This is a genomic window from Pseudotabrizicola sp. (assembly GCF_030656345.1).
In the GTDB taxonomy this organism is placed as follows: domain Bacteria; phylum Pseudomonadota; class Alphaproteobacteria; order Rhodobacterales; family Rhodobacteraceae; genus Pseudotabrizicola.
Genome location: NZ_JAUSNR010000026.1, coordinates 262,793 through 289,054, shown reverse-complemented (window position 1 = coordinate 289,054; position 26,262 = coordinate 262,793). Strand labels below are relative to the sequence as shown.

28 protein-coding genes and 1 other RNA gene are annotated in these 26,262 nt (G+C 62.5%); 12 read left to right on the top strand and 17 right to left on the bottom strand.

Annotation, left to right across the window (positions count from 1 at the left end; genetic code table 11):
- Positions 1 to 3 precede the first annotated feature (3 nt).
- From Q7J44_RS16605 to Q7J44_RS16585, 5 genes are all read left to right on the top strand, one after another.
- Complete coding sequence (locus Q7J44_RS16605; RefSeq protein WP_304881763.1) at positions 4 to 735, top strand: hypothetical protein; 732 nt, start codon at positions 4 to 6, stop codon at positions 733 to 735.
- Positions 732 to 1,430: an N-acetylmuramoyl-L-alanine amidase gene (locus tag Q7J44_RS16600; RefSeq protein ID WP_304881761.1), complete on the top strand. Its 699-nt coding sequence runs from the start codon at positions 732 to 734 to the stop codon at positions 1,428 to 1,430. Before Q7J44_RS16605 ends, Q7J44_RS16600 begins: the two co-directional genes overlap by 4 nt.
- Before the next feature lie 12 nt (positions 1,431 to 1,442).
- Positions 1,443 to 1,895, top strand: an RNA gene (rnpB, locus tag Q7J44_RS16595) — RNase P RNA component class A.
- 305 nt (positions 1,896 to 2,200) lie between these two features.
- Positions 2,201 to 2,368, top strand: a complete 168-nt coding sequence (gene rpmG / locus Q7J44_RS16590; RefSeq protein ID WP_100197186.1) for a 50S ribosomal protein L33 — start codon at positions 2,201 to 2,203, stop codon at positions 2,366 to 2,368.
- Between the two features lie 99 nt (positions 2,369 to 2,467).
- On the top strand, positions 2,468 to 3,001 hold the full coding sequence (locus Q7J44_RS16585) for an AAA family ATPase (protein ID WP_304881759.1): 534 nt from the start codon (positions 2,468 to 2,470) through the stop codon (positions 2,999 to 3,001).
- Here Q7J44_RS16585 and Q7J44_RS16580 read toward each other — a convergent pair.
- The 3 genes from Q7J44_RS16580 to Q7J44_RS16570 form a co-directional block, all read right to left on the bottom strand.
- A complete protein-coding gene (locus Q7J44_RS16580; protein WP_304881757.1) occupies positions 2,983 to 3,459 on the bottom strand; it encodes a cupin domain-containing protein in 477 nt (158 codons plus the stop codon). The two genes, Q7J44_RS16585 and Q7J44_RS16580, sit on opposite strands and share 19 nt — an antisense overlap.
- A gap of 94 nt (positions 3,460 to 3,553) precedes the next feature.
- Entirely contained in the window at positions 3,554 to 4,276 is a 723-nt protein-coding gene (locus tag Q7J44_RS16575; protein ID WP_304881755.1) for a Bax inhibitor-1/YccA family protein, read from the bottom strand.
- A 160-nt stretch (positions 4,277 to 4,436) separates the two neighbouring features.
- Positions 4,437 to 4,679 (bottom strand): DUF1127 domain-containing protein, encoded by a 243-nt coding sequence (locus Q7J44_RS16570; RefSeq protein ID WP_304881754.1) that lies wholly within the window; start codon positions 4,677 to 4,679, stop codon positions 4,437 to 4,439.
- 131 nt (positions 4,680 to 4,810) lie between these two features.
- Here Q7J44_RS16570 and Q7J44_RS16565 point away from each other — a divergent pair, with 131 nt between their 5' ends.
- A complete protein-coding gene (locus Q7J44_RS16565) occupies positions 4,811 to 5,686 on the top strand; it encodes a LysR family transcriptional regulator (protein WP_304881752.1) in 876 nt (291 codons plus the stop codon).
- Between the two features lie 84 nt (positions 5,687 to 5,770).
- Here Q7J44_RS16565 and Q7J44_RS16560 read toward each other — a convergent pair whose 3' ends face one another.
- Both Q7J44_RS16560 and Q7J44_RS16555 read right to left on the bottom strand, forming a co-directional pair.
- A complete protein-coding gene (locus Q7J44_RS16560) occupies positions 5,771 to 6,649 on the bottom strand; it encodes a hypothetical protein (RefSeq protein WP_304881751.1) in 879 nt (292 codons plus the stop codon).
- A 154-nt stretch (positions 6,650 to 6,803) separates the two neighbouring features.
- On the bottom strand, positions 6,804 to 7,781 hold the full coding sequence (locus Q7J44_RS16555; RefSeq protein ID WP_304881749.1) for an NADPH:quinone oxidoreductase family protein: 978 nt from the start codon (positions 7,779 to 7,781) through the stop codon (positions 6,804 to 6,806).
- 360 nt (positions 7,782 to 8,141) lie between these two features.
- On the opposite strand from Q7J44_RS16555, the gene Q7J44_RS16550 reads away from it, so the two are divergent.
- From Q7J44_RS16550 to Q7J44_RS16535, 4 genes are all read left to right on the top strand, one after another.
- Positions 8,142 to 8,507 carry a helix-turn-helix domain-containing protein gene (locus tag Q7J44_RS16550; RefSeq protein WP_304881747.1) on the top strand — a complete coding sequence of 122 codons (366 nt, stop codon included), beginning with the start codon at positions 8,142 to 8,144 and terminating at the stop codon, positions 8,505 to 8,507.
- Between the two features lie 138 nt (positions 8,508 to 8,645).
- A complete protein-coding gene (locus tag Q7J44_RS16545) occupies positions 8,646 to 9,446 on the top strand; it encodes an inositol monophosphatase family protein (RefSeq protein ID WP_304881745.1) in 801 nt (266 codons plus the stop codon).
- A 176-nt stretch (positions 9,447 to 9,622) separates the two neighbouring features.
- Positions 9,623 to 10,963 (top strand): 8-oxoguanine deaminase, encoded by a 1,341-nt coding sequence (locus Q7J44_RS16540; RefSeq protein ID WP_304881743.1) that lies wholly within the window; start codon positions 9,623 to 9,625, stop codon positions 10,961 to 10,963.
- 1 nt (position 10,964) lies between these two features.
- The gene (locus Q7J44_RS16535) at positions 10,965 to 11,294 is read left to right on the top strand and encodes a ribonuclease E inhibitor RraB (RefSeq protein WP_304881741.1); all 330 of its coding nucleotides are present in this window, start codon (positions 10,965 to 10,967) and stop codon (positions 11,292 to 11,294) included.
- A gap of 39 nt (positions 11,295 to 11,333) precedes the next feature.
- On the opposite strand, the gene guaD is transcribed toward Q7J44_RS16535, so the two are convergent.
- The gene (gene guaD / locus Q7J44_RS16530; protein WP_304881739.1) at positions 11,334 to 12,617 is read right to left on the bottom strand and encodes a guanine deaminase; all 1,284 of its coding nucleotides are present in this window, start codon (positions 12,615 to 12,617) and stop codon (positions 11,334 to 11,336) included.
- A gap of 120 nt (positions 12,618 to 12,737) precedes the next feature.
- Between guaD and mgtE the strand changes: the two genes are divergently transcribed.
- Positions 12,738 to 14,108 (top strand): magnesium transporter, encoded by a 1,371-nt coding sequence (gene mgtE, locus Q7J44_RS16525; protein ID WP_304881737.1) that lies wholly within the window; start codon positions 12,738 to 12,740, stop codon positions 14,106 to 14,108.
- Positions 14,105 to 14,656 (top strand): 5-formyltetrahydrofolate cyclo-ligase, encoded by a 552-nt coding sequence (locus Q7J44_RS16520; RefSeq protein WP_304881735.1) that lies wholly within the window; start codon positions 14,105 to 14,107, stop codon positions 14,654 to 14,656. The genes mgtE and Q7J44_RS16520 overlap by 4 nt, the downstream gene beginning before the upstream one ends.
- An 87-nt stretch (positions 14,657 to 14,743) precedes the next feature.
- Here Q7J44_RS16520 and Q7J44_RS16515 read toward each other — a convergent pair whose 3' ends face one another.
- The 11 genes from Q7J44_RS16515 to cpaB all read right to left on the bottom strand — a co-directional run bounded on the left by Q7J44_RS16515 (position 14,744) and on the right by cpaB (position 26,244).
- Positions 14,744 to 16,057, bottom strand: a complete 1,314-nt coding sequence (locus Q7J44_RS16515) for an ATPase (protein ID WP_370693023.1) — start codon at positions 16,055 to 16,057, stop codon at positions 14,744 to 14,746.
- Positions 16,058 to 16,130: 73 nt separating this feature from the next.
- Positions 16,131 to 16,658: a prepilin peptidase gene (locus Q7J44_RS16510; RefSeq protein WP_304881733.1), complete on the bottom strand. Its 528-nt coding sequence runs from the start codon at positions 16,656 to 16,658 to the stop codon at positions 16,131 to 16,133.
- A 3-nt stretch (positions 16,659 to 16,661) separates the two neighbouring features.
- On the bottom strand, positions 16,662 to 17,507 hold the full coding sequence (locus tag Q7J44_RS16505) for a lipopolysaccharide assembly protein LapB (RefSeq protein ID WP_304881731.1): 846 nt from the start codon (positions 17,505 to 17,507) through the stop codon (positions 16,662 to 16,664).
- 39 nt (positions 17,508 to 17,546) lie between these two features.
- A complete protein-coding gene (locus Q7J44_RS16500; RefSeq protein ID WP_370693022.1) occupies positions 17,547 to 18,134 on the bottom strand; it encodes a tetratricopeptide repeat protein in 588 nt (195 codons plus the stop codon).
- On the bottom strand, positions 18,124 to 19,101 hold the full coding sequence (locus Q7J44_RS16495; protein ID WP_304881729.1) for a type II secretion system F family protein: 978 nt from the start codon (positions 19,099 to 19,101) through the stop codon (positions 18,124 to 18,126). The genes Q7J44_RS16500 and Q7J44_RS16495 overlap by 11 nt, the downstream gene beginning before the upstream one ends.
- A gap of 9 nt (positions 19,102 to 19,110) precedes the next feature.
- Positions 19,111 to 20,079, bottom strand: a complete 969-nt coding sequence (locus Q7J44_RS16490) for a type II secretion system F family protein (protein WP_304881727.1) — start codon at positions 20,077 to 20,079, stop codon at positions 19,111 to 19,113.
- Positions 20,080 to 20,090: 11 nt separating this feature from the next.
- Positions 20,091 to 21,545 (bottom strand): CpaF family protein, encoded by a 1,455-nt coding sequence (locus tag Q7J44_RS16485; RefSeq protein WP_304881725.1) that lies wholly within the window; start codon positions 21,543 to 21,545, stop codon positions 20,091 to 20,093.
- A gap of 21 nt (positions 21,546 to 21,566) precedes the next feature.
- Complete coding sequence (locus tag Q7J44_RS16480; protein ID WP_304881721.1) at positions 21,567 to 22,850, bottom strand: AAA family ATPase; 1,284 nt, start codon at positions 22,848 to 22,850, stop codon at positions 21,567 to 21,569.
- Positions 22,851 to 23,154: 304 nt separating this feature from the next.
- The gene (locus Q7J44_RS16475) at positions 23,155 to 23,808 is read right to left on the bottom strand and encodes an OmpA family protein (RefSeq protein WP_304881720.1); all 654 of its coding nucleotides are present in this window, start codon (positions 23,806 to 23,808) and stop codon (positions 23,155 to 23,157) included.
- A 5-nt stretch (positions 23,809 to 23,813) separates the two neighbouring features.
- Positions 23,814 to 25,202: a type II and III secretion system protein family protein gene (locus tag Q7J44_RS16470; protein WP_304881718.1), complete on the bottom strand. Its 1,389-nt coding sequence runs from the start codon at positions 25,200 to 25,202 to the stop codon at positions 23,814 to 23,816.
- Between the two features lie 202 nt (positions 25,203 to 25,404).
- Positions 25,405 to 26,244, bottom strand: coding sequence for a Flp pilus assembly protein CpaB (cpaB, locus tag Q7J44_RS16465; protein ID WP_304881716.1), 840 nt, complete (start codon positions 26,242 to 26,244; stop codon positions 25,405 to 25,407).
- Positions 26,245 to 26,262: the final 18 nt, after the last annotated feature.

The following is a 26,262-nucleotide window of genomic DNA, read 5'->3' as shown; positions in this document are numbered from 1 at the left end:
ATCATGCGTGTGTCGCTGCTATTGCTTTTGCCATTGACCCTTGCGGCCTGCGCGCCGGCGGTGCCGGACAGCGGGGCCGGGGTCGGGTTTCAGGACTATAACGCGTATGTGCGCGACCGCGATGCCGCGTCCGGGCGCGCCCCGATTGTGACGCCGGGGTTTTCGCCCGACCAGATCGGTGCCGCGATTGACAGGGCCGATGGCGGGATTGCGCCTGCCGGTGGGCCGGTGACCGGATCGGTGATCGGGGCGAATTCGTTTGACACCTCGGCTGCGCGGCCGCGCGGCAATGCGCCTGCGGGCATCCGCGAAGAAACCGGCGAGGCGGCGCGGATTGCCACCCTTGGCGGGGGGGCTGCGATCTCGGACGAGAACGACTTTGACGCGGTTGCCAGCCGCGAGACGATTGAAAGCGACCGCGCCCGGATCGACCGCAACCGCGCCCAGTATCAGGTGATTCAGCCCGGTGCCTTGCCGGTGCGGAGCGGTGAACAGGGGCCGAACATTGTGGATTACGCACTGGCCACCAGCCATCCGCGCGGCACGCAACTGTACAAGCGGTCGAGCTTTGGCGCGGGCAATGCGGCGGCGAAATGCGCGGCCTACGCCTCGCCCGATCTGGCGCAGCAGGCGTTTCTGGAACGCGGCGGGCCGGAGCGCGACCGTCTGGGCCTTGACCCCGACGGCGACGGCTACGCCTGCACCTGGGACCCGAGCCCGTACCGGCTGCGGTGAGCAGGCTGTCGTCGCGCAGCGGCGAGCAGCAGCCGTCACCGAACTTCGGCGACCGGCGCGGCGGGGTGCGCCCGTCGCTGATCGTGATCCACTACACCGCGATGGAGAGCTGCAGCGCCGCGCGCGCGCGGCTGTGTGACCCCGGGGCAGAGGTCTCGGCCCATTGGCTGATCTCACGCCATGGCGGGACAGAGGCGCTGGTGGATGAGGCGCAGCGCGCCTGGCATGCCGGGGCCGGCGAATGGGCGGGTGTCACGGACGTGAACAGCCACTCCATCGGGATCGAACTGGACAATCGCGGCAATCATCCTTTCCCCGCGCCGCAGATGGCGGCGCTGGAGGGTCTGCTGGTCGATATCATGGCGCGCTGGTCAATCCCGCCGCAGCGGGTGATCGGCCATTCCGACATGGCGCCGCACCGCAAATCCGACCCCGGCCCGCGCTTTGACTGGCACCGGCTGGCGCGGCAGGGTCTGTCGGTCTGGCCGGGGCTGACCGGGGACGCTGCGGCGCGCGACTTCGTCTCGCATGCCTGCCGCTTTGGCTACCCGGCTTTGGCCGAAGACATCGTGCTGCGGGCCTTTCGCTGGCGCTTCCGGCCCTTTGCCACCGGCCCGGTCACGGCGGCGGATGCCGCCATGGCGGCTGACCTTGCCACACGCTTTGGCGTTGACGCCCCGCCCGCGCAGGCGTAATCCCCAACTCGCGCGGATGGCTGGATGACCGCGGGTGGCAACACCCGAGGAAAGTCCGGACTCCATGAAGCAAGGGTGCCGGGTAACCCCCGGCGGGGGTAACCCCAGGGAAAGCGCCACAGAGAACAGACTTCCCTGTTGTTTGAGAGGTTCGCCTCTCGCTTGACAGGGAACAGGTGAAACGGTGGGGTAAAAGCCCACCGCGGGACTGGCAACAGGACCGGCACGGCAAGCCCCACCCGGAGCAATGCCGAATAGGGGCCTTGTGTGGAAAGGTCTGCGACTGCCAATGGTGCAAGCCTGCGGCGACAGCAGAGACCTCCACAGGGACGCTTCAGCCCAGAGGCCCGGGTTGGCAGCTTGACTGCATCTGGTAACAGATGTGGCAGAGGAATGGTCATCCAGAGGCGCCCATCGCAAGACAGGGGCCTTGGACAGAATCCGGCTTACAGGCCATCCGCGCATTCTTTGCCAGCGTTGCAAGGGGGCTTTGCCCCCTCGGCTTCGCCTCACCCCCAGGATATTTAAGAACAGATGAATGCCAGTCATCTGTTCTTAAATATCCCCGCGCGGCGCGCATCGCCCGAGCCGGTTGCGGCCTGCCGCAGAGGCGAGAAAAAAGTCTGCGCGCGCTTTGCGCGCTCTACCATATCCCAAGAAGATCGGGGGGCACCACGTTTGGCTGTTGACTCTGCGGTGCGCACGGGTAAAAGGCGGGCTTCAAGGATTTCGCGGGGCAACGGTGTTTCCCCGATGCAGGAGAGACGACTATGGCCAAACCGGCGACGATCAAGATCCGTCTGAACTCGACGGCTGGCACCGGGCACTTCTATGTCACCAAGAAGAATGCCCGGACCATGACCGAAAAGATGACGGTCCGCAAATATGACCCTGTAAAGCGGGAGCATGTTGAGTACAAGGAAGGCAAGATCAAGTAAGATCTTGCTGTCCTGTGCCTGGGGGCCGCCTTCGGGCGGCCTTTTGCGTTTTGGGTATAGGGGGCGGATGGCGGGGGTGGTCCTTCGGCGGATTTTGCCATGAAACGTATCATGATCGTCGGACAGCCGGGATCGGGCAAATCAACCCTCGCGCGGGCGCTGGGGGCCAGGACCGGGCTGCCGGTGGTGCATATCGACCATATCCACTGGATGCCGGGCTGGCGGGAACGTGCGCGCGACGACAAGACCCGTCTGTGCCACGCGGTGGAGGCCGGTGAGGTCTGGATCTTCGAGGGCGGGCATTCGGCGACCTGGCGCAACCGGCTGGCGCGGGCCGAGATGCTGATCTGGCTCGATGTGCCGCTGCCGCTGCGGTTTTGGCGCGTGGTCTGGCGCACCGTGCGGTTTCAGGGCCGCAACCGGCCCGATCTGCCAGAGGGGTGCCCCGAGGGCTTTCACCGCGAAACCTTGCCGTTCTGGCGGTTTATCTGGCGCACGCGGCATAGCTCGCGCGCGGGCATTCAGCGGCTGTGGGACAGCGCCCCGGCGGGCAAGCGGCTGGTGCGGCTGACCGGCGCGCGCGATGTGCGGCGGTTCGTGCGCGGCTTTGGCGATCAGTCCGGTTTGCGGTAGGGCGAGTCTGCGGGTTGGCCCTGCAGGTCGGTATAGCGGCGCTGGAGCGGGCTGCGGGTAAAGTGCAGCACGCGGTCATGGTCGGGGTAGGTGATCACGTCTGACGCGCCACGGGTGCCGATCACCAGATAGCGGGCCTCGGCATCGCTATGGTTGTGCAGGCAATGGCCCAGGGCCATGCCTGCCTTGAAGGTGGCGGTGTCGCCGGGGCGCAGGATTGTGGAGGTGTCGCCCTCCTGCAGCGTCACCTCGCCGGTCAGCATGTGGATCATCTCATCCTCATTGGCGTGCCAGTGCTTGATTGAGGAGGCGGAGCCGGGCGGCAGGAGCTCGATAAAGGCACCGAACTGGGTCAGGCCGCCGGTGTCGGACAGCAGATGCGCGCGGTAGGGGCCAGTGGGAGAGCCGGTGCCGTCTGACTCGTCGGTCAGGGCGTCGGCGAGCGGGAAGTGGGGCATGGCGGTTCTCCTTTGCCGCGCAGGATGGCCGGAGCGATGCCAAAAGAAAAGGGCCGCCCAAAGGCGGCCCTGTCGTAGTTCTGAACCCGGGGTGTTATTCGCGGTTGCCCATGAACGACAGCAGGAACATGAACATGTTGATGAAGTCGAGATACAGCCGCAGCGCACCCATGATGGCGGATTTGCCGAGCCATTCTTCATCCATCGATGCAGCGTGCTGCACATATTCGTTCTTGATGCTTTGCGTGTCATAGGCGGTGAGGCCGGCAAAGATCAGGATACCGATCACCGAGATGGCGAATTGCAGCGCGGACGAGCCCATGAAGATGTTGACGACCGACGCCACGATCAGGCCGATCAGGCCCATCATCAGGAAGGTGCCCATGCCCGACAGATCGCGTTTCGTCGTGTAGCCGTAAAGCGACAGGCTGGCGAAGGCGATCGCGGTGGCAAAGAAGGTCTGTGCGATCGACACGCCGGTATAGACCGCGAAGATGAAGCTGATCGACAGGCCCATCAGCGCCGCGAAGGTGTAGAAAAACAGCTGTGCCGCAGCGGCCGACAGCTTGTTGATCATCGCGCTGAAGGCAAAGACCATGATCAGCGGCGCGAACATCACGACCCATTTCAGCGGCGTGCCGAAGATGGCCCCGAGCATCGCGTCATTGGTGCCGACAGCCCAGGCGACGCCACCCGTCAGCGCCATGCCGACGGACATCAGCCCGTAAACCTTGTTCATGTGGGCGCGAAGGCCCTCGTCCAGCTGGGCGGTGCGTACACCTGCGCCGGCTGTACGGATCGTTGTATAGTCAGCCATGTGAAAGCCTCCGAATATTGACCCCGTGCCCCGCGCGGTTTGTCCGCGCAGGATTTATGGGTTCAATATCGGGAAGGTGGCGGCTGATTTCAAGGATTTCCGCCCCGCAGCGATGCCTAAAACCTGACATTTCTGCAATACGGGCCGGCAGGTGCCGGTATCAGGCCAGAATGCGGTTGTTCCAGTTGGCCGGAATGTCCCACATCGGGCGCTGCGCCTCGGATACGGCTTGATCGCGGGTGAGGCCGATATCGGCGAGGGTGCGGTCATCGAGCCGGGCGAGGAACTGGCGCTGGCGGTGCGCGGCAAGGCCTGCGCGCACGAGCGTCCAAAGGCGCGGGGCGCTGCCAGCCGACTGCACGCGCCGGGTGGCGAGCGTTGCGGTGTGGAGCGAGGCAAACATGGTCTTTCCTTTCAGGGTCATCATCAGTGGTGACGAAGCGCGCGGCGTTCTCAAATCACTTGCCTCAGATAGCCGAATCACAGACATTAGGAAAGTGAATGGTTTTGAAGCCTCACATCAGGATTTGTGATATGGCGCGCAATCTGGACCTGACCGCGTTGCGGTCTTTCGTGGCGGTGGCGGATGCGGGCGGGGTGACGCGGGCCTCGGGCTTTCTGAACCTGACGCAATCGGCGGTGTCGATGCAGATCAAGCGGCTGGAAGAGATGCTGGGGGTCGAGGTGCTGGACCGTTCCGGCCGGCAGGTGGCGCTGACGGCGGCGGGGGAGCAGCTGTTGGGCTATGCGCGGCGGATGCTGGCCTTGAACGACGAGGTGATGGGGCGGCTGACTCGCGACCCGCATGAGGGTGAGGTGGTGCTGGGGGTACCGCACGACATTGTCTATCCGGTGATCCCGCAGGTGTTGCAGCATTTCGCACGGACCTTTCCGCGGATGAAGGTGTCGCTTATTTCGTCCTTTACCCGGGTGCTGAAGGCGCAGTTCGGGCGTGGTGAGTGCGACATCATCCTGACCACCGAAGACACGGTTGATCCGGGTGGGGTGACGCTGGCCGAGCTGCCGCTGGTCTGGGTCGGCGCGCCGGGCGGTGTGGCGTGGAAGGGGCGGCCGCTGAAGCTGGCCTATGAACACAACTGCATCTTCCGGCAGGGTGTGCAGGCGGCTTTGGATCGGGCGGGGGTGCCCTGGCAGATGGCGGTGGAAAGCGACAGCACCCGCACGATTGAGGCGAGTGTGAGCGCCGACCTTGCCGTGCATACCGTGCTGGCCGGATCAGAGCCGCCCTATGTGGAGCGGATCAGCCATGGCGGAGCCTTGCCCGACCTGAAACGGATGAAGGTGAACCTGTATGTCGCCGACCCGGTGCACAGCCCGGCAGTGCTGGAAATGGCCGCGATGATCCAGCGCGCCTATCAGGCGCGGGGGGTGGTAAAGGCGGCGGGGTGAGGGGGCTAGCCTTGCGGACATTGAATACTTAAGATGCAAACATGTGGGCGTACGGTTTGAAAAACTATCTACCGATTGATCGATTTAAAAGTGGTTGGCCACCACATTCGCCTGTGTTTTGATATAGTCCTCGTATCCCGCTAGATAAGCGGTCCTTTGCGGGCAGTCTTCCATCATGGCTAACTGCAAAGCAGCGTATAGTGACCAGCACATCTGATCAAAATTGACATCATTAAGTCGTCCTTCCTTAAAGGTATCATTCCTGATTTTAAAAATTCTTTTCACCTCTTCACTTGCGACCTGCGAACCGAGTTCTTTATAAAAGTAACGGTGGCGTTTTTTTCCATTACTTCCACCACCTGAATGGGTGTGGATTACCGCCTCGAATGCAAGCCACATCAGGATGAAGCGCTCATAAGGATAGCGTTGGGCGAAAGCACTGTCCAGCAGCGTTGACGCTTCAAGCGGCATGGGGCGTAGCTTCGCTTCTTCTATAGGTGGACTATCGTATGTGTTGAGGTTTTGGACATCGAATGCTGAAGCAAAGCCAACGTCTGAGATATCAAAGATAATGGACTTTCCATGACAATCGAGTTCGGCGTGCCTCACGAGAACAAGCTCGCGGGCAATAGGCACCCCAAACATCATGCGTAATGCGTTTGCCACAAGGACGTTTTGAATACGCCCAGCGTCGCGCGCATCGACGCTGTCATAATTGAAAGTCAACTTTAGAAACATCGAACCAACTGGAATTGGCGTACTGTAATTCTGTGAGATGCAATGACCTGTCGCATCGTAATAGGTAGACCACCGAACTCGAGTGGCGTGAACTTTCTGCGGTGGTGTTAAAGCCACGTCAATGCTTTGAAAGCCATTGTTCTCCAGAAAATCTCTTACTCGCGGAAGGTCAGCCTGCTGCAGTGAAGAACTCCATAGAGTTTCTGCGAGGAATGATGACCGCATGAGTTGGTTTTATCCTCCTGTACTAGTGATCACAAACGGCTGTGATCTCCGATCATTCGCAAGTGGCTTTTGAGTACTTTTTATACCATAAAAAGCTGACATTCGTCTGTTGTGCACCATCGATCAATGTGGGCTCATATTACGCTCATCTACCTCACCCGATCTGCATCACCACCTTGCCTGTCGCCTTGCGATCCTGCAACAGCGCCAGCCCCTCTGGCAAAGCCTCCAGCGGCAGATGGTGCGAGATGTGGGGGCGCAAGCCGCCGGTGGCGTACCAGCCCATCAGGGTGGACAGGCTTTGTGTCACCAGATGCGGGGCGAAGTCGAAGTAGGCACCCCACCAGAACCCGATGACCGCGATGTTCTTGACCAGCAGGATGTTGGCGGCGGGTTTGGGTACCTCGCCCCCGGCAAAGCCGATGCACAGGATACGGCCGTCCGGGCGGGTGGCGCGCAGGGCGGCGTCAAAGCCCGCGCCGCCGACGGCATCATAGGTCACATCAACGCCGCCAAGGGCCTTGAGCTGGTCTTTCAGATCGGGCGCGTCGCTGTCGATCAGGTGATCGGCCCCGGCGGCACGGGCCACGGCCAGCTTGTCGGCCCCGCGTGCGGTGGCGATGACGCGGGCACCCATGCGCTTGCCGACCTCTACCGCCGTCAGGCCGACGCCGCCTGCGGCACCGGTGACCAGCAGCGTCTCGCCCTCTTGCAGGCGGGCCTTGTGCCACAGCGCCAGATGCGAGGTGCCGTAGGCGATCAGGAAGGCCGATGCGTGGGCGTAAGGCATGGAATCGGGGATCGGGATCAGCCTGTCGATGGGGAAGCAGCCATAGTCGGCCAGCCCGCCATGCCCGGCATAGCAGGCGACACGCGTGCCGGGGGCAATGATGCTGCTGGTCGCGCCGGTGGTGTCCGGCCCCAGCGCCACCACCTCGCCCGCCAGTTCGAGGCCGGGGGTGAAGGGCAGCGGCGGCTTTGACTGATACTTGCCTTCCGCCATCAGCAGATCGGCGAAATTCAGCGCACAGGCGTGAATGCGAAGCAGGGCCTGACCGGGGCCCGGGGCCGGGGTTGCCTGTGTGATCAGGCGGGCGGGGGTGGAAAGGCTGTCGATCTGCCAGGCGCGCATCGGGAAATCCTGTGGTTTGGTTGCAATCGTAGGACGGGGCGGCGGGCTGTGCCAGAGGGGATGGTGCCGGAACACCTGGTCCCCTGCCGGATTCGTGTAGGCTGATCGGGGGGTGCCGGAGTTCTGTCAGACTGCGAAATGCAAAGCGGCATGGAAAACACCCTGCGCGCGAGTAGGGCCTTGGGTGATTCTTCCACAGGTAACGCTGGACGGATGTTGGTCAGTTGTGTAATTGATCCGGCATAATCGATGTCAGAATTGTTGGACTGTGTAACAATCAGCCCAGAATCGGAAATTTCCTTGCTTTGGCACCAGAATTGCTTGTGTTAAGGTAGGGGACTTACAAGGTCGGAGATTTAGATGAAACACCCAGTCGACGCACATGTTGGGAAGCGGATCCGCCATCGCCGTTGGATGGTGGGGATGACCCAGCAGCAACTTGCGGACAAGGTCGGGATCAAATTCCAGCAGATCCAGAAGTATGAAACCGGCATGAACCGCGTCAGCGCGTCCCGTCTTTGGGATATTGCGGAGACGCTGGGTGTGCAGATCTCGTTCTTCTTTGAGGGACTGTCGGCTGAAAATGCGGCCCCTCTATCGGCGGCCCCCAGTGATTTCCTCGCCGACAAGGAAGCGCTGGATCTGGTGCGGTCCTACTACGCGATTCCCGAGGCGCAGCGCCGCCGCCTGTTCGATCTGGCCCGCGTTCTGAGCGAGGCCGCCTGAAATCCGGGCCCGGTTGTGGCCCGCACCCCCGATACCGACATAGCCTCTGCGGGCCACCTTGATCTTGACCCCGGCACCTGGCAGCGCTAGCGCATGCCCGTGCCGGGGGCGTTCATGCCCCCGCGACAGGGGAAAAGCATGGCCGATCTGACGTCTGACATTCGCGCCGAACTGATCGCGACCGCGCACGCGCTGGCAGATGCCGCGCGGGAGGCGACGCTTTTGCATTTCCGCAAGCCCGGCTTGCTGGCCGACAGCAAGGAAACCGCGCGGTTTGATCCGGTGACGGTGGCTGACCGGCTGGCGGAACAGCGGATGCGTGCCATTCTGGCGCAGCGCCGGCCCGACGACGCGGTATTGGGTGAGGAATACGGGGCCGCTGCCGGCACCTCGGGGCTGACCTGGGTGCTGGACCCGATTGACGGCACCCGCGGCTATCTGTCGGGCACGCCGACCTGGGGGGTGCTGATCTCGGTCGCGGATGCCAGCGGGCCGCTTTATGGGCTGATCGACCAGCCGTTTATCCGCGAGCGGTTCGAGGGTGGCTTTGGTCTGGCGCGGACGGTCGGGCCGTCGGGGGCGTCTGCTCTGGAATGCCGGGCGGCAAGGCCGCTGGATCAGGCGATCATGCTGTCGACCTTTCCCGAAGTGGGCACGGCGGCAGAACATCTGGCCTTCCGCCGCGTGGCCGACCGGGTGCGGCTGGTGCGCTATGGCATGGATTGTTATGGCTATGCGCTTCTGGCGGCAGGCCAGGTCGATCTGGTGATCGAGGCCGGGTTGCAGGCCTATGACGTGCAGGCCCCGATTGCGGTGATTGAGGCGGCGGGGGGCGTGGTGACCGACTGGCAGGGCGGGGCGTGCCACGATGGCGGGCAGGTGCTGGCGGCGGCCAATGCGGCGATACATGCCGAAGCGCTGGCGTTGCTGAACGGGTGAAAGGGGGCTTTCAGCCCCCTCGGCCTGCGGCCTCACCCCCTGAGGATATTTAAGAACAGATGAAACCGGCTTGCGATGTGCGGCCCGGGTTTGTTAGGATTTACGGGCGGTGACCGAGTCCTTTCCCCTTCTGTCGGCCCGCCATAGGTTCCACCGAAGGGGCGGAGGAACCTGTTTTGCGTGAAATTCTGATCAGGAATGCGGATGTCGTGGTGACAATGGATGCCACCCGCCGCGAGTTGGCGGGGGCGGATGTGCTGCTGCGCGGGGGCGTGATTGCTGCTGTGGGAGTGGGGCTGGACGTGCCGGGGGCCGAGGTGGTGGAGGCGCGCGGCTGTGTGGTGACGCCGGGGTTGGTGAACACCCATCACCATCTGTACCAGACCCTGACCCGGGCGGTGCCCGGCGGGCAGGATGCGCTGCTGTTCGGCTGGCTGCAGACGCTCTACCCGATCTGGGCACGGTTCGGGCCGGAGGAGATGTTCGTATCGGCGCAGGTCGGCTTGGCCGAGCTTGCGCTGACCGGGTGCAGCCTGTCGTCTGACCATCTGTATCTGTACCCTAATGGCGCGCGGCTGGAAGATACGATCGAGGCCGCCGCCACGGTTGGCCTGCGATTCCACCCCACACGCGGCGCGATGAGCATTGGCGAGTCGGATGGCGGCCTGCCGCCCGATGCGCTGGTGGAGCGGGAGGGGGCCATTCTGGAGGATATGATCCGGGTGGTGGATGCGTTTCACGACCCCGCCGAGGGCAGCATGTGCCGGGTGGGGCTGGCACCGTGCTCGCCGTTTTCGGTTTCCCGCGACCTGATGCGCGAGGCGGCGTTGCTCGCGCGCGACAAGGGGGTGATGCTGCACACCCATCTGGCTGAGAATGACGAGGATATCGCCTATTCGCTGGCAAAATTCGGCATGCGGCCCGGGCAATATGCCGAAGATCTGGGCTGGACGGGCCCTGATGTCTGGCATGCGCATTGCGTAAAGCTGGATGCGGGAGAAATTGATCTGTTTGCGCGCACCCGCACGGGTGTGGCGCATTGCCCCTGCTCGAACTGCCGTTTGGGATCGGGGATTGCGCCGGTGCGGGTGATGCGCGATGCCGGGGTGCCGGTGGGGCTTGGCGTGGACGGGTCGGCCAGCAATGATGCGGGCAACCTGATGGGCGAGGTGCGGCAGGCGCTTCTGTTGCAACGTGTCGCAGGCGGGGCCGATGCGATGAGCGCACGTGAGGTGCTGGAAATTGCCACGCTGGGCGGGGCGCAGGTGCTGGGGCGACCCGATTGCGGCTCTTTGCAGCCCGGCAAGCGGGCGGATGTGGTACTCTGGGATGTGAGCGGGATCGGGGCGGCGGGGTCTTGGGACCCGGTGGCGGCGCTGGTGCTGTGCGGGCCGGGGCGGGTGCGCGATCTGTTTGTCGAAGGGCGCAGGGTGGTTGCGGGCGGGCAGGTGGTTACGGTAGACGTGGCAGCAATCGTCGGGCGGCAGAACGCTTTGGCGCGCAAGCTGAGGGACTGACATGTCACATGATTTTGAGGCGCAGAAGCGCGAGACCTTCGACAGTTTCGCCGAGATGAAAAAGGGCGGCTCGACCCTGCCGCAGATGTCGGTGGTGGAGTTCTATCTGCTGGCCGAAAGCGATGAGGCGAACTGGAAGGTCTGCGAAAAAGCCTTGCAGGCCAAAGGCTTTGCCACCGAGCGGGACAAGGAAGGCGAGACGCTGATCGTCACCACCAAGGCCCCCCTGCGGATCACCCCTGACTCGATCTGGGAAGAGGAACGCAAGGTGAGCGAGATCGGCGTGGCCTATGACTTCCTGCCCGATGGCTGGGAATTCGGCTTCGACTGAGCGGTTGCGGGCCCCGGGTTTTCCGGGGCCCGCCCGGTATCAGGCCCCGTGAACACAGACCCCTGCTACCCATGTGGCGCGGATGGCGCGGTCGTCGCCCATCATGATGGTGGGGAACAGCGCCTGCCAGAGATCATCCGCGCGGCGGGTGGCTTGTTCAATGGCCGGGGTCGAGGCGAGGTCTACCACCACCAGATCGGCCTCCATCCCCGGGGCGATGTTGCCGATGAGGTGATCTGCATGCAGCGCGCGGGCAGAGCCTTGCGTGGCCAGCCACCACAGTTCCGCCGGGTGCAGGGCGCGACCGGCGAGCTGGCCCACCTCATACGCCGCGGCCATGGTGCGCAGCATGGAGAAGGATGATCCGCCGCCGGTATCGGTGGCAAGGCCGATGCGCTGGCCTGCGGCCTTCAGTCCGCCCATGTCGAACAGGCCGGAGCCGATGAAGGTGTTCGAGGTCGGGCAATGGATCAGGCTGGCCCCGGCCTCCTTGAGCCGGGATTTCTCGCGGTCTGTCAGGTGGATGGCGTGGCCGTAGATCGCGCCTTCGCGCAGCAGGCCCTGCGCTTCGTAGGTATCAAGATAATCGCGCGACTGGGGGAACAGATCCTGCACCCAGGCGATTTCGTCGGTCTGTTCCGACAGGTGGGTCTGCATCAGGCAATCCGGGTGTTCCTTCCACAGGGTGCCGAGGGCGTGGAGTTGTTCGGGCGTCGAGGTGGGGGAAAAGCGCGGAGTGATGACGTAGGACGCGCGCCCCAGCCCGTGCCATGTGTTGAGCAACGCTTTGCTGTCGTCATAGGCTGATTGCGGGGTATCGCGCAGACCTTCGGGCGCGTTGCGGTCCATGCAGGTCTTGCCGGCCCAGACCCGCTGATTGCGGGTTTGGGCTGCCGTGAAGAAGGCATCAACGCTTTCGGGGTGGATGGTGCAATAGGAACAGACCGAGGTGGTTCCGTTCGAAACTGTCAGGTCGAAGTAGCGGTTCGCCACCTCCTGCGCGTAAGAAAGGTTCGAAAAGCGCATTTCTTCCGGGAAGGTATAGCTGTTGAGCCAGTCGATCAGCCGCTTGCCCCAGGAGGCGATGATGGCAGTTTGCGGGTAATGCACATGGGCATCGACAAAGCCGGCGCTGATCAGGCTGTTGCCGTAATCGGTCACCCGGGCCTGCGGATGCTGGCGGCGCAGGGCGTCGGCGGGGCCCGTGGCGGTGATTTTGCCATGCTCGATCACCAGCGCCTGATCGACGCGGGCGGCGGAAAGGCCCTGGTCAAACGGATCGGCGGTAAAATGCAGCACCTGGCCCAGCAACAGATCGGTCATTGATATCCCCTTGTGATGGCTGCAGCCTATCGTCTTTCTGCCTTTGGGTAAATTTGCGAGGTGCCCCCTGTTTGCCGGAAACAGCTTTCGCTAGTGTTGGGGTAATCGAGTGGGGTGGTTATGGCAGATGACGCGCGCAAGGATGACGAGGATGGGCTGGACACGCGCCGCGTGGCCGCGATTCTGGACGCGGTAGAGGCAGGCAATACGGCAGCGCTGTCGCGCCTGCTGGCCCGGATGCACCCTGCCGATGTGGCCGATTTGCTGGAACAGATCAGCGGTGAGCAGCGCCGGAGACTGCTGGCGATGTGGTCGGGGGAGATTGACGGCGACATTCTGTCGGAAATTTCGGATTCGATCCGCGAAGAGGTGATCGAATCGTTGCCGGCTTCGGTGGTGGCCGAGGCGATGCGCGATCTGGATACCGACGATATGGTCGATATCCTTGAGGATCTGGAAGAGCCCGCGCAAGAGGCCATTCTTTCTACGCTGGACAAGGCCGACAGGCTGGCGGTGGAACAGGCGCTGGCCTACCCGGAATATTCCGCGGGCCGTCTGATGCAGCGCGAGGTGGTGACCGCGCCGGAACACTGGACGGTGGGCGAGATGATTGACCATATGCGGTCGGTCGACTGGCTGCCGGACCAGTTTTACCACATCATTCTGGTCGATCCGCGGATGAAGCCGGTATCTTATGTCACACTGGGGCGGTTGCTGTCGGCGCGGCGCGAGGTGGGACTGAAGGATATTGTCGAAGAGAGTTTCCGCACGATCAAGGCGTCCGATGCCGAGGCGGATGTGGCCTATCTGTTCAACCAGTACCACCTGATTTCCTGCCCGGTGGTGGATGCGCATGGGCGGCTGGTGGGTGTGATCACGATTGATGACGCGATGAACGTGCTGGATGAGGAGCACCAGGAAGACATGCTGCGTCTGGCGGGCGTGAATGACGAATCCAGCGTGTCGGACGGGGCTTTGGAAACCGCGCGGCGGCGTTTGCCCTGGCTGATGGTGAACCTTGTAACAGCCTCATTGTCGGCGCTGGTGATTTCGCGCTTCGAGGCGACGATCGAGGCGATTGTGGTGCTGGCTGCTTTGATGCCGATCGTGGCATCGACCGGCGGCATTGCGGGCACGCAGTCGCTGGCGGTGGCGGTGCGCGCGCTGGCGACCCGCGATCTGACCCAAGCCAACGCCCGCCGGGTGGTGATGCGCGAGCTTGGTGCCGGGTTGCTGAACGGGATCGGGCTGGCGCTGGTGCTGGGTCTGGCCGGCACGTTGCTGTTTGGCGATGTGGGGCTGGGGTTGGTGCTGGCCTGTGCGATGATGGCAAATCAGGTGGTGGCGGCGCTGGGGGGCGTACTGGTGCCGTTGACGCTGAACCGGATGGGGCTGGACCCGGCGCTTGCCTCGGGAACCTTTGTCACGACATTGACCGATGTAATGGGCTTTTTCGCCTTTCTGGGGCTGGCGACATTGGTGTTGCTGTGACCGATCAGGCCAGCGTTAAAGCGGCGGCGCGGCAGGCGGCCTTTGCCGCGCGCAAGGCGGCTTTTGCCGCAGGCCAAGGGCAGGCGGCGGAGCTGCTGGCCGATGTGCTGGCTGCGTATCGCGGCGCTGTGCTGTCGGGCTATATGCCGATGCGGACCGAGATTGACCCGCTGCCCGCGATGGCGGCCCATCAGGGGCCGGTGGGGGTGCCGGTCATTATCGGCCCGGCACAGCCGCTGCGGTTCCGCGAATGGTCGCCGGGCAGTGCCATGTTGGCGGGCGACTTTGGCGCGCTGATCCCGGCGGAGGGCGGCTGGCTGGAGCCTGCGGTGCTGATCGTGCCGCTGCTGGCTTTTGACGCGCGCGGCTACCGGCTGGGCTATGGCGGTGGATTTTACGACCGCACGCTGGAGGGGCTGCGGGCGCGCGGCCCGGTGCTGGCGGTGGGCTTTGCCTTTGCGGCGCAGGAGGTGGCAGCGGTGCCGATTGATGCAACGGATCAGCGGCTGGACATGATCGTGACCGATCAGGGGGTGCGGCGGTTCTAAGCCGCGCCCGCGTTTCTTAGCAAAAACACGATGGGGACGAATTTTCTGCGAAAATTCTGGGGCAAGGGATCTTTCACAGAAAAATTGTTACTTTGCGATCGTCTCGTCGCGCACGAACATGTTGCCCCAGGCGCGGTCAATCAGATCGGGGCGCATCTGGTAGGGGATACCTTCGAAGTCACAAATCGCAATCATCTGGTCGATCAGGAAAGTCGGCTGATAATTGGCGAAATTGTTCTGGATTGTCGGGTACTTGGTTTTCAGCATGTGCAGCAGCGTCGCTTCATCCAGCGGCATCTTTTTCTTGCGCGCCACCATGGCAAAGATCTTGAGGAACATTTCCTGACTGGGGCCATCTATCTTGATCTTGAAGAAGATCCGGCGCAGGGCGGCGCCGTCGAAAATCTCGTTCGGGTGGAAGTTGGTGGAAAAGATCACCAGCGTGTCAAACGGCACGGTGAATTTCTCGCCCGATTGCAGCGACAGGATATCGCGCGCCTCTTCCAGCGGCACGATCCAGCGGTTGACCAGCTTTTGCGGTGGTTCCGCCTGACGGCCAAGGTCGTCGACGATGAAGATGCCACCCGAGGCCTTGAGCTGCAGCGGGGCCTGATAGGTGCGGGCGACGGGGTTGTATTTCAGATCCAGCATGTCGAGCGTCAGCTCGCCCCCGGTGATCACGGTCGGGCGTTCGCAATAGACATAGCGGGTATCGAACCGGCCCGAACTGCGGCGCAGCGCGTTGGGGTCATCGACCGATTCCTCGGCCGCGGAATGCACGATGGGGTCATAAACGGTGATGACCTGACCGGAATATTCAATGGCGCGCGGAATGTAGATCTTGTCGCCCATGGCGGCACGGATGCCGTTGGAGATCGAGGATTTGCCGTTGCCGGGCGGGCCGTACAGCAGGACAGAGCGGCCCGAGGTGATGGCCGGGCCAAGGTTGCTGAGCAGATCGGGCGGCAGGATCAGGTGGCCCATGGCCGCCATCAGCTGATCGCGGGTCAGGCGGATATCGCGCACCGACTGGCGTTTCATCTGTTCGGCATAGGTGGCCAGCGGCACCGGCAAGGCCCCGTAATATTCTGACTGCGACAGCGCATCCAGCGCACGGGCCTTGCCACTGTCGGTCAGCTGATAGCCCATTTCATTGCCCGAGGTGGCGTGCAATGTGCCCGTCGCCTCAAGCAGCTTCTGGGCGCGGGTGATATCAACCAGTTCCTGCGTCAGCGGCGGCGACAGCGCGATGACGCGGCTGATGTCGGACACCAGGTCGATGTTCATCCGAAAGATGGTCTTGAGCAGAATGTCACGCATCATCACCAGCGACAGCCCGGTCTGGGCCAGCGTTTTGGGCGTTGGCGGGGCGGTCACATTCGGCGTGATCGGCATGTTCATGCGCAGGCACTCGGGTTCAAGGGACAGGGAAGGGGCGGTTTGCGTGGCAAGCCGCCCCTGGCCGAAGCCTGTCTTAGAATGCGCCCGGAATTGTGAGCAAAATGTGGAAAATCAGTGTTCCGGCAAGGGCCAGACCCATGGGAAAGTCCCTGCTGGTCCAGCTGATCCAGTCAGGGGTGGCGCGGCGGACAAAGCCGATGCGGCGGATGATCCGGTGCACGATGAAGGCCCCGATCAGGCAACTGGCGGCAAGGATGAACACATAACGCCAGTCGGCCCCGACAAAGAACGGGGCCATGGCGGTGGCGAATTTGGCATCGCCGCCGCCGACAAGCCGCAGGGCATTGGCCAGAAAGCCGATCACCAGCGTGATGGCGGCCAGCACCCAGCCCCAGGCCCAGGATTGCAACGCAAACCCGGTCAGAAACACCGCCGCCAGGCCCACCACCAGCCAGACCGCCAGCAACGCGATCATGGTTTTGTTGGGGATTTTCATCAGCTTCATGTCAGACCAGGCCACCCAGCCGCCGATGAACAGGGCAAAGGGCAGAAAGGCGATGGCGGCACCTGATGTCAGCGGGGCGAGGGTCGGAAGCTCCATCCCTTATGCCTCAAGCGCTGCCAGCGCGCGGGCGGCGGTCTCGAAATGCTGTGGATGGGTTTCGACCGCCTGGCGCAGCAACTGCCGCCCGGTGCTGACATCGCCTTGCTTGATCGCAGTCAGCGCCATGGTGTAGAGCAGTTCGGCTTTTTCGGACTGGCTCATCTTCACCACGGGCAGTTCGTATTTGCGCTGCGCGCCGCGGGCCAGAACCAGATTGTTCTTGGTGGTAAAGGTGTTCGGATCATAGGTCAGCGCCTGCACGAACAGCCGTTCGGCCCCCGGCGCATCGCCCCGGGTCAGCTTGGAAAAGCCCCAGTTGTTCAGCACACCCGACGGCTTGGTCGTCAGTCCGGCGGCGATTTCGTAAAAGCTGTCGGCCTTGGACCAGTTTTTCTTGCTGTCGGCGATCATCGCTTCCAGCCGGTAGCGTTCAAAGGTTTCATGCGTGGGGGGCACCTTGTTCAGCTCTGCCTCGGCGGCGGGCCATTCATTGGCGCGGATCAGGGCGTCGGCCAGCGACACGCGGTCCTCATTGGTGACCTGTGGGTGGGCGGTAACTGTGCGCCAGACGGTGGCAGCCTCGGCCGGGCGCCCAGCACGGACCAGCGATTTGCCAAGGCCGCGCTTCAGGTCGATCCGGTCGGGGTTCTGTTCGGCGGTGCGCTGGAAGTAGGACACCGCTTCTTCGGGGTCGCCCACGGTGAGCATGATATCGGAGAGGTTCGACTCGTCGATGACGTTCACGTCTTTCAACGCGCGCTGGACTTCGGCATCGGGGGATCTCTGGCATGCACTCAGGGCGACCGCGCCCGAAAGGCACAGTGCCACAACGATCGGTCGGCGCATTTATGCGTCCTCTTTGACTGCTCCGGCCCTTGGCCCGCGTTACAGTTCGGACAGCAGCTCATAGGTGCTGTATCCGCGCCGAACGAGGGTGAACCGTGATGTTTCCTCGGGCTCAACATACACGGCATCTTCGCTTTTTGCGATGGCACGCATCAGGTTTTCGCGGATCATGTCCGTTTGGCCACTATCTGCAGCAAAGGCGCGCTGGAAGAACAGACGCGCTTCGCCGAAATTGCCACGCTCCATCAACACGACGCCCAGGTTGTTGAGCGCGGGCACAAAATCCGGGTCTTCGACCACGGCCTTGCGCAGCAGGTCTTCGGATTGGTTCAACCGGCCAAGGTGCAGGTTGGCAGATCCAAGGGCAGACAGAACATCGGCGGTAAAGCCCTGTTCGCCGGCCGCCCGCAGATAGGCCTTGAGCGCCAGATCATATTCGGAAGCCGCCATCAGGCGGTGGCCGACGATCAGCCCGTCGACCGAGTCTTCATTCGGATTGACGCCGTAGCCCCCATCGCGCGCAGCAAAAAGCCCGCCGCCGCCGGTCGTGCCACAGGCGGCGAGAACAAGGGTCAGCGCCAGTACGTTACTGGCAAGAAAGCAGCTGCGCGAAATATCACCCTCCACCCCCCATCTTGCCGGCAAAGCCTGCCAAGGATGGCCCGATCAGGATAACCAGAAGCGGCGGCAGGGTGAAGAGCATTGTTCCAAGCGTCAGCTTGGTGGGGATGGTGTTCGCCTTTTCTTCGGCCCGCATGATGCGTTTGTCACGCATTTCCGACGAATAGACCCGCAGCGCGTCGGCAATCGAGGTGCCGAAGCTGGCGGACTGGATCAGTGTGGTCACGAAAGAGGTGATGTCGGGCAGGCCGACGCGTTCGGACATGTCGCGCAGAACCATCACCCGTTCCTTGCCGGCCTTGACCTCTTGCGCCACGGTCTCAAACTCTTCGGCCAGCGCGGGGTAACCGTTGCGGGCTTCGTTGCCCACGCGGATGATCGACTGGTCCAACGACTGCCCGGCCTCGACGCAGACCAGCATCATATCCAGCGCGTCGGGGAAGCCCTCGGTGATCTGCTGCTGACGTTCCCCGATGCGGCGGGTGACCCAGTAGACCGGGGCGTAATAGCCGATGGCCGCGGGCAGGATGGTATACAGCACCATCGACTGGGTCGACAGATCAGTCTGGGTCGATTTCAGCAGGCTGTACAGCACACCCAGCACCAGAACCCCCAGACCAAGCGCCATCTGGGAAAAGTGGAACAGCCGCACCGCCCCTTTGCCGCGATAGCCGGCCCGCAGCAGTTTCAGGCGGGTGGCGGTCAGTTCTTCGGCGCTTTGCGGTTCAAGATAGGTGGCGAAGCGTTCCAGCTTGTCAGCCTTGGACGGCCCGCCTCGCCGCAGCTTTTCGACCGTCACCACCTTGCCGGTGCGCAGGGCGCGGATGCCGTCCAGCGGGTCTTTCTTCTTTTGCAGCATCGTCGGCAGCGTCACGATGATCAGCAACAGCCCCAGCCCGCCAAGCGCCAGCAGCGGGCCCATTGGGCCCAGAAGATCGGTCAGCAAAGTGTTGATTTGGGTGAAGATCTGCATGGCCTGCCCTTAGACTTTGATCGTTGTCATGATTCTCATGTAGAAAATATTGATGGTCAGCATCACGCCGACAAAGATACCCGCAGGCACAAAGGCCGGGGTATCTTTCACATCGGTGTAGTAATTCGGGTCGAGCATGTTGATCGCCACCAGTGCCACCAGTGGAAAGCCGGACAGGAACATGCCGGACCACTTCGCCTCGGCGGTGATGGCCGCAACGCGGCGGAACAGTTTGTAGCGGGCGCGCACCACCTTGCCCAGACCTTCCAGAATTTCCGCCAGGTTGCCGCCCGATTGCTGCTGGATCGCGACCGCAACCGCCAGAAAGCGCAGATCCTGATTGTCCATGCGTTCGGCAAAGGCCTTGAGGCTGTCGGCGATGTTGCGGCCATAGGCGGCCTCGTCCGCGATCATGCCAAACTCGGTGCCCAGCGGATCGGGGACTTCCTTCGCCACAATGCCGATGGCCGAAGCAAACGGATGGCCGACACGCAGGGATCGGACCATCAGCTCGATCGCCTCAGCCAGTTGCTCCTCCATCTTCTTGACGCGCGTCTTGGCCTTTTTGTTGACCCAGAAATACACGCCGCCCACGCCCATGATCACGGCGATGGCGATGCGGATCGGGGTATCGACGCTGGTGCCGACGGTCAGGCCGACGAAGGCAAAAACCGTGACCAGCGCCATGATGCCGACCAACTGCTTTGGGGAAAAGGCGATATTGGCCTTTTGCGCCTTGTCGGCCAGCAGGGAATACAGCGGAATCCCGCGCGAGGCCATGTGCTGGCTCATCTCCTTGCGGAGCTGTTCCAGAACCTGTTCGCGGTTGCCGTTTTTCTGCATCAGCGCCAGACGGCGGCTGACCCGGCTGTCCATGCTGATGGATTTGCCGAACACGGTCAGATACAGGCCTTCGACCAGAACCACGACCGCGACGAAAATCAGAATGTAGATCAGCGGTGCTGCTGAAATTTCCATGGTGCGGGCCCTTACACGATCGGTTCGTAGATAGCTGCGGGCAGATCATAGCCCCACTGGCGGAAGCGGTCGGAATAGGCCGAGCGGATGCCGGTGGCGTTGAAACGCCCGATGATCTTGCCGTTGGATTCGGTGCCAAGACGTTCGTAGCGGAAGATTTCCTGCATCGAGATCACTTCGCCCTCCATCCCGGTGATTTCGGTGATCGAGGTCATCCGGCGCGAGCCGTCCTGCAACCGGCTGGCCTGCACGATCAGGTTCACAGCCGAAGAGATCTGGCTGCGCATTGCCTTGGTCGGCATCTCGATGCCGGACATGGCGATCATGTTTTCCAACCGGCTGATGCCGTCGCGCGCAGAGTTGGCGTGGATGGTGGTCATCGATCCGTCATGGCCGGTGTTCATGGCCTGCAGCATGTCGATCACCTCTTCACCGCGCGTTTCCCCCACGATGATCCGGTCCGGCCGCATCCGCAGCGCGTTGCGCAGGCAGTCCCGCTGGGTGACGGCACCCTTGCCCTCAACGTTGGGCGGGCGGCTTTCCATGCGGCCGACGTGCACCTGTTGCAGCTGCAATTCGGCGGTGTCTTCGATGGTCAGAATCCGTTCGTCATTGGCAATGAACGATGACAGCGCGTTCAGCGTGGTGGTCTTGCCCGACCCCGTACCGCCCGAGACGATCACATTCAGCCGGGTGGCGACAGCGGCCTGCAGATAGGCGGCCATTTCCTCGGTAAAGGCCCCGAAGCGCACCAGATCGGGGATGCCCAGCTTGTCTTTCTTGAATTTCCGGATCGACACCAGTGAACCGTCGACCGCCACCGGCGGCACCATGCAGTTGAAGCGCGAGCCATCGGCAAGCCGGGCATCGCAATAGGGGTTCGATTCGTCCACCCGGCGACCCACGGCAGACACGATCTTGTCGATGATCCGCAAGAGATGCCGTTCATCCTTGAAGGTGATGTCGGTCAGCGTCAGCTTGCCTGCGCGTTCAACAAAGATGCGCTTGGGGCCGTTGACCAGAATATCGTTGACGGTGTCATCCTTCAGCAGCGCTTCCAGCGGGCCAAGGCCCATCACCTCGTCGTACAACTCCTGATGCAGGATCTGACGGTCCTGCGCGTTCAGGGCAACGCCCATTTCGTCCAGCGCTTCGGCGGCGATCGAGGCAATTTCCAGCTTGAGGCTGGCCTCGGACGCCTTTTCCAGCGCCGACAGATTCAGGTTATCAAGCAGGCGCTTGTGCAGCTCGACCTTGAGCTCCATCAGCTTGTCTTTGCGCTTCTTTTCCTTGTCCACCGCCATGGCTTCGGCGGCGGTCTTTGGCAATGGGGCAGCGGGGGCCGGGCGTGAGCTGACGGCAGTGGGCCTGGGCGCAGCCGCCGGGGCCACCGGGGCGGGGGATGCGACGGGCCGCAACCCGGTGGGTGCCGGGCCGGAGTCGGGCTTTTTGAATCGCGAAAACATCGGTATGCCCCCTTGGCCCGATCAGGCCTTGCCAGACTCCACGCCCTTGTTCAGGTCGTGCAGCGATCTGGCGAGTTTCTGGATTTCCTTGCGCAGCGGATTCTTTGCGGCGGTTTCGGCAAGTGGCAGGCCGTGGTCGTTGGCCTGCGTGACCTGCACACTGCCATCGGGCAATTGCAGCTCGATGGTGATATCAAGGCTTTCGGCCATGCGTTTGACCCGGCTCTTGCCCGACAGATCGGTGAATTTGGGCGCACGGTTCAGCACATAGCGCAGCTTTTCATGCGGCAGGGCTTCGGCCTTCAGCGCGCGGATCAGGCGCAACACGTTCTGGGCCGAGCGCAGGTCCAGTTCCAGCAGCGCAAAATAGACATGCGCGCGGGACAGGATCGCTTCGGTCCAGACCACGATGGTTTTCGGCATGTCGATGATGACATAATCGAAGTTGGCCGCCGCCATATCGACGATCCGGCCAATGTCTTCCGGCCCGATGATGTCGAGCGGCAGCATGTCGGCTGGCGCGGTAAAGACGTGCAGGCGGTCGTTGAAGGTCAGCATGGATTGCAGGAAGGTGTCGCTGTCGATGCTGGCAGTGTCAGACAGCACCTCGAACACGATTTCCTTGCGTGGCAGATCCAGATAGGTCGCTGCCGAGCCATACTGGAAATCAAAGTCCAGCAAGCAGACGCGCGGCGCGTCGGTTTTCGACAGGGTCGCCAGTTCCCACGCCAGATTGACGGCAAAGGTAGAGGCTCCGGTGCCCCCGGCAAGGCCGTGGACCGGCAGGACCACGCCTTCGCGGTCGCCCTTGGCCTTGAATTTCGGTGTCGCGACGACCTCGGGGTCCGGGTCGGGAACCAGCGCGATCGTCGGGGCGGCAGCGGTTGCCACCGGGGCAGGCTGGCGCAGACGTTCGATGGCGTCGTGCAGTGCGCCGTCGGGCAGGGGGTAGGGCACAAAATCATCTGCCCCCAGCCGCAGCAGCTGATGCAGGATGACCGGGCTGAGCTGATCGGCGATCAGCACCACCTTTATGTCCCGCGCCTTGGCGGCGCGCACGACTTCAGAGATCAGGGGCAGGTCCGCCTCGTCTTCGGCATCGACAGCGATGGCAACGAATTCAAGGGTTTCGGCTTCGGGCTGGCCCATGAACTGCACGGCATCCTCAAACGACAGATCGCCCCAGCTTTCGCCAAGGGCAATTTCCATGTCGTCGATCAGCAGCTCGAAATTCTGCACATCCCGCGAAATGGTGCAGGCCTTGATCGGTGCGGGTTCTGGTTGAAGGGTTGCCACGCTCGTCATCTCGCCTCTTGTCCTTCCAGAAGACGGAATCGAAGGCAGGAGGTTTGCGCAGGTGCGACGTTTCCCAGATCTGCCCCGGACCCGTGCGGGGCCTTACCCGCGACTGTTTCCATTGGCCTAAGCAATGGTGGAAAATGGTGGCAGGAATGGGGCCAAAAGATCGTAATTCTTTGGTCATTCGCAGGTTCAGCCGTGCTAAGGGCGGCATGACGTGAGGTTAAGAAAAAGGGGGCACTGTTGGCGCCCCCTTTTTTTGACTGTCTCGCCCTTTGCAACAATGCCGGAGCCGCGTGCCTGCGGCCGTTTAGCCGCCCGGATTGAGCTCTGTCCGCACGCGCGTGGGTTCAGGGATGGGCCGGGTGGCGCTTTCGACATATTCGCGGAAAATCACTTCGGCATATTTGCCGTTCAGCGGCGCGCTCTGGCGTTTGTGGAAGCCGGCCACTTCGGTCACGGTGCGGCGGTTCGCCTCTTCCGGGCCTTGGGTTGCGACCACCGGACGGGTCTTGCCATAAGAGACCAAAGCCTCCAGCCGATGGGTGCTGATGCCCTGGCTGGCGAAGAAGGCCACCACAGCCTGGGCGCGGCGTTTGCCAAGCGTCTGGTTATAGCTGTTGGAGCCGACCAGATCGGTATGGCCATAGACCGAGAACCGCAGTTCGGGGAACTGGCGGATCCAGTCGGCCTGACGGGCAAGCACCTGCCGCGCCTCGGGTGTCAGCTGGGCGCTGTTGAAGGAAAAGGTGACCGTGCTGGGCACTTCCGCCCGGAACCGCACGTTCAGCTGCTGGGTGGCGTTGATTTCACCCGACATGATGGCGGTGTTGTTGCGGGTGACAGAGCCATAGCCGCCTTCGTCAATCTCATGCCCCAGTTGCTTGTCAAACCCGGGCTGGGCGGTACAGGCAGCCAGTGCGGTGGTCAGCAGAATGGTCAGGGCTGTGGAGAGTATGCGCATCGGTCTTACTCCATCACATAGCCGTAGGAGGTGCTGAAATCCTGCCGCGCCACTTCGCCTGCGGCCCCGCGCTGGGACCCGACAACAGACCCGTTCAGGAAGAACTCCCGCTCGGTCGGCAGGCGGACGCGGTCGGTTGGCAGGGCATAGACATCGCCGCGGGTCGGCGTGACCAGATGCGGGGTGATGATGATCACCAGTTCCGACTGGTTGCGCTGATAATCCGAGCTGCGGAACAGCGCCCCCAGAATCGGCACATCGCCGATCCATGGCAGCTGGTTGTTCAGGTTGCGGAAATCGTCCTGCAACAAGCCGGCGATGGCAAAACTTTCGCCATCGCGCATCTCCACCGTGGTCGAAGTTTCGCGCCGCCGGAAGGCGTTGATCGAGAAGCCGCCGGCCTCAATGGTCACAGTGTTGTCAATTGACGAGACGGCGGCGTTGAGCTGCAGGTTGATGATATCGCCATCCACCACCGTGGGGGTAAAGCTCAGCTCGACGCCGAACGGTTTATACTGAATCGTCACGCCATCGGAGCTGGAGACCGGAACCGGGTATTCACCACCGCCCAGAAAACGCGCCTCTTGCCCCGACAGGGCGGTAAGGTTCGGTTCGGCCAGTGTGCGCACGACGCCTTTGGTTTCCAGCGCTTCCAGCAGCACGGCGAACTGCACCGATCCGGCGGTAAACCCAAGGCCGAGCGCGCCGCGGTTGCCGGTGGCCGAATTGATCGGATTGCCAGAGTTTCCAGCCAGCATAGAGCCGGTCTGGGCGCCAATGGTGTTTCTGCCGCCGCCCTGCGCACCAAGCGATACGCCGAGGTTCTTTGAAACCGACCTTTGCATTTCGGCAAAGCGGACCTTGAGCATCACCTGCTGGGTGCCGCCCACGCTCATCAGATTGGACACGCGTTCGGGGGCATAGCGGTTGGCCAGATCCAGCGCGCGGTCGAGTTTGGCGGTGGACGACACCACACCCGACAGCACGATGCCGTCATTGGCGGTGCGCACCTCGATCGGCTCGCCGGGCAGAATCTGCTGCAGGCGTTCCTTGAACTCGGCGATATCGGGGGTGACATGCACATCAACGTTGGAAATCAGCCGCCCGTCCGGGGCCAGCAGCGTCAGCGTGGTACGGCCCGGCGTCTTGCCCAGCACATAGATTGACCGGTCCGACAGGGTGGAGATATCGGCAATCCCGGGGTTGGCGATGGACAGCTCGGCAAAGGGCGTGTCACTTTCGACCACCACCGCGCGGTTCATCGGAACCTGAAGCGGAGCGGAAACAGACCCGCGCATCACCCGCAGCGTTTCGGCCGAAACTGCGCCCGACAGCGCCGTCGTGGCCAGGGCCGCAGCCATCAGGCCGGCCTTCAGAAGGATGTTCATGCTCATGTGACCTGCCCTTTCGATCACGCCTCTTTCCGGGTCTTTTTGCCCGTATTTGAAATGAAGATGCCTGCAAAGCCGTTTTTTTGCAAGAATCAAACGCTTATTCGGCAAAGCTTATGTGGATAAGGTGCAACAACCCGCAACAGATCGGGTAAAATGAAAAGGCGGCTACCAGATAAGGTGCCGCCCTTGCCGTTGGTCCGGGTCAGTTCGTGCAGGGGATCGGCACTTCAACGCGTTCGCTGCCGTTGCGCTGGATGATGGTACAGACCTTTGCGGCCTCGACCTGCACCACTTCCTTCCTCTGAATGTCCAGCAATTCGCGGCTGTTTATCTCGATGGTTTCACTGATGCTGTCATCACCAGACCCGACAAGCGACAGGGCCAGACGGCCCGTGGCTTGCGCCTGCGCCAGGCGGGCGACCTGTGATGGGGTGGCCAATACGGTGACCGTCCGGGCGACGGTGGCACCGGCGTTGGCGTCGGCTTGCTGGTCCACCGCGATGATCCGGGTGGAACTTTCGATCAACCGGGTGATTTCGCCTCCGGTGCCGTCAACGGCACCGGTCCAGTAGACATCGACGCGGTCGCCGGGCTGCACAAAGCCTGACACGCCCGATGCAACGTCGACTTTAATGGCAAAGGCCCGCATGCCCTTGGCAATCTGGCCCGTCAGGCCGGCCCCCTGACCCGGTTCGGTAACCTTGGAGGTCAGGATGGGTTCAAACCTGTCCATCGGGCGCAGGATGTAGCGGCGCTCCTTGACCCCGGCGGGGAAAAGCTTTGCCTCTTCGCTGAACACGCCTTTAGGCAGTGAATTTTGTGGCCAGTAAACCAGTTGCACATCTTCAGCGGTCAGTTCTTCGCCGAAATTCTTGGTCTTGGTGGCGACGTAAACCTGAACAATCGGGCCGACCTTGGCCCGCAAGGCGCGTTCCTGTTCAAGCTGCGTTTGCGTCTGGCCGATATAGCCCTTTGCCAAATAGACTGCACTGCCCGCGAGGGCGACACCGGCCACAAGCACCAGTCCGAACATGCCGCGCATTCAAATACCCTTTCCAGC

Bases quoted from the DNA above. Each gene is read 5' to 3' on its own strand.
- Q7J44_RS16605 (WP_304881763.1), top strand. From the start codon at position 4: ATGCGTGTGTCGCTGCTATTGCTTTTGCCATTGACCCTTGCGGCCTGC.
- rpmG (WP_100197186.1), top strand. From the start codon at position 2,201: ATGGCCAAACCGGCGACGATCAAGATCCGTCTGAACTCGACGGCTGGC.
- Q7J44_RS16585 (WP_304881759.1), top strand. From the start codon at position 2,468: ATGAAACGTATCATGATCGTCGGACAGCCGGGATCGGGCAAATCAACC.
- Q7J44_RS16580 (WP_304881757.1), bottom strand. From the start codon at position 3,459: ATGCCCCACTTCCCGCTCGCCGACGCCCTGACCGACGAGTCAGACGGC.
- Q7J44_RS16575 (WP_304881755.1), bottom strand. From the start codon at position 4,276: ATGGCTGACTATACAACGATCCGTACAGCCGGCGCAGGTGTACGCACC.
- Q7J44_RS16570 (WP_304881754.1), bottom strand. From the start codon at position 4,679: ATGTTTGCCTCGCTCCACACCGCAACGCTCGCCACCCGGCGCGTGCAG.
- Q7J44_RS16565 (WP_304881752.1), top strand. From the start codon at position 4,811: ATGGCGCGCAATCTGGACCTGACCGCGTTGCGGTCTTTCGTGGCGGTG.
- Q7J44_RS16560 (WP_304881751.1), bottom strand. From the start codon at position 6,649: ATGCGGTCATCATTCCTCGCAGAAACTCTATGGAGTTCTTCACTGCAG.
- Q7J44_RS16555 (WP_304881749.1), bottom strand. From the start codon at position 7,781: ATGCGCGCCTGGCAGATCGACAGCCTTTCCACCCCCGCCCGCCTGATC.
- Q7J44_RS16550 (WP_304881747.1), top strand. From the start codon at position 8,142: ATGAAACACCCAGTCGACGCACATGTTGGGAAGCGGATCCGCCATCGC.
- Q7J44_RS16545 (WP_304881745.1), top strand. From the start codon at position 8,646: ATGGCCGATCTGACGTCTGACATTCGCGCCGAACTGATCGCGACCGCG.
- Q7J44_RS16535 (WP_304881741.1), top strand. From the start codon at position 10,965: ATGTCACATGATTTTGAGGCGCAGAAGCGCGAGACCTTCGACAGTTTC.
- guaD (WP_304881739.1), bottom strand. From the start codon at position 12,617: ATGACCGATCTGTTGCTGGGCCAGGTGCTGCATTTTACCGCCGATCCG.
- mgtE (WP_304881737.1), top strand. From the start codon at position 12,738: ATGGCAGATGACGCGCGCAAGGATGACGAGGATGGGCTGGACACGCGC.
- Q7J44_RS16515 (WP_370693023.1), bottom strand. From the start codon at position 16,057: ATGAACATGCCGATCACGCCGAATGTGACCGCCCCGCCAACGCCCAAA.
- Q7J44_RS16510 (WP_304881733.1), bottom strand. From the start codon at position 16,658: ATGGAGCTTCCGACCCTCGCCCCGCTGACATCAGGTGCCGCCATCGCC.
- Q7J44_RS16505 (WP_304881731.1), bottom strand. From the start codon at position 17,507: ATGCGCCGACCGATCGTTGTGGCACTGTGCCTTTCGGGCGCGGTCGCC.
- Q7J44_RS16495 (WP_304881729.1), bottom strand. From the start codon at position 19,101: ATGCAGATCTTCACCCAAATCAACACTTTGCTGACCGATCTTCTGGGC.
- Q7J44_RS16490 (WP_304881727.1), bottom strand. From the start codon at position 20,079: ATGGAAATTTCAGCAGCACCGCTGATCTACATTCTGATTTTCGTCGCG.
- Q7J44_RS16485 (WP_304881725.1), bottom strand. From the start codon at position 21,545: ATGTTTTCGCGATTCAAAAAGCCCGACTCCGGCCCGGCACCCACCGGG.
- Q7J44_RS16480 (WP_304881721.1), bottom strand. From the start codon at position 22,850: ATGACGAGCGTGGCAACCCTTCAACCAGAACCCGCACCGATCAAGGCC.
- Q7J44_RS16475 (WP_304881720.1), bottom strand. From the start codon at position 23,808: ATGCGCATACTCTCCACAGCCCTGACCATTCTGCTGACCACCGCACTG.
- Q7J44_RS16470 (WP_304881718.1), bottom strand. From the start codon at position 25,202: ATGAGCATGAACATCCTTCTGAAGGCCGGCCTGATGGCTGCGGCCCTG.
- cpaB (WP_304881716.1), bottom strand. From the start codon at position 26,244: ATGCGCGGCATGTTCGGACTGGTGCTTGTGGCCGGTGTCGCCCTCGCG.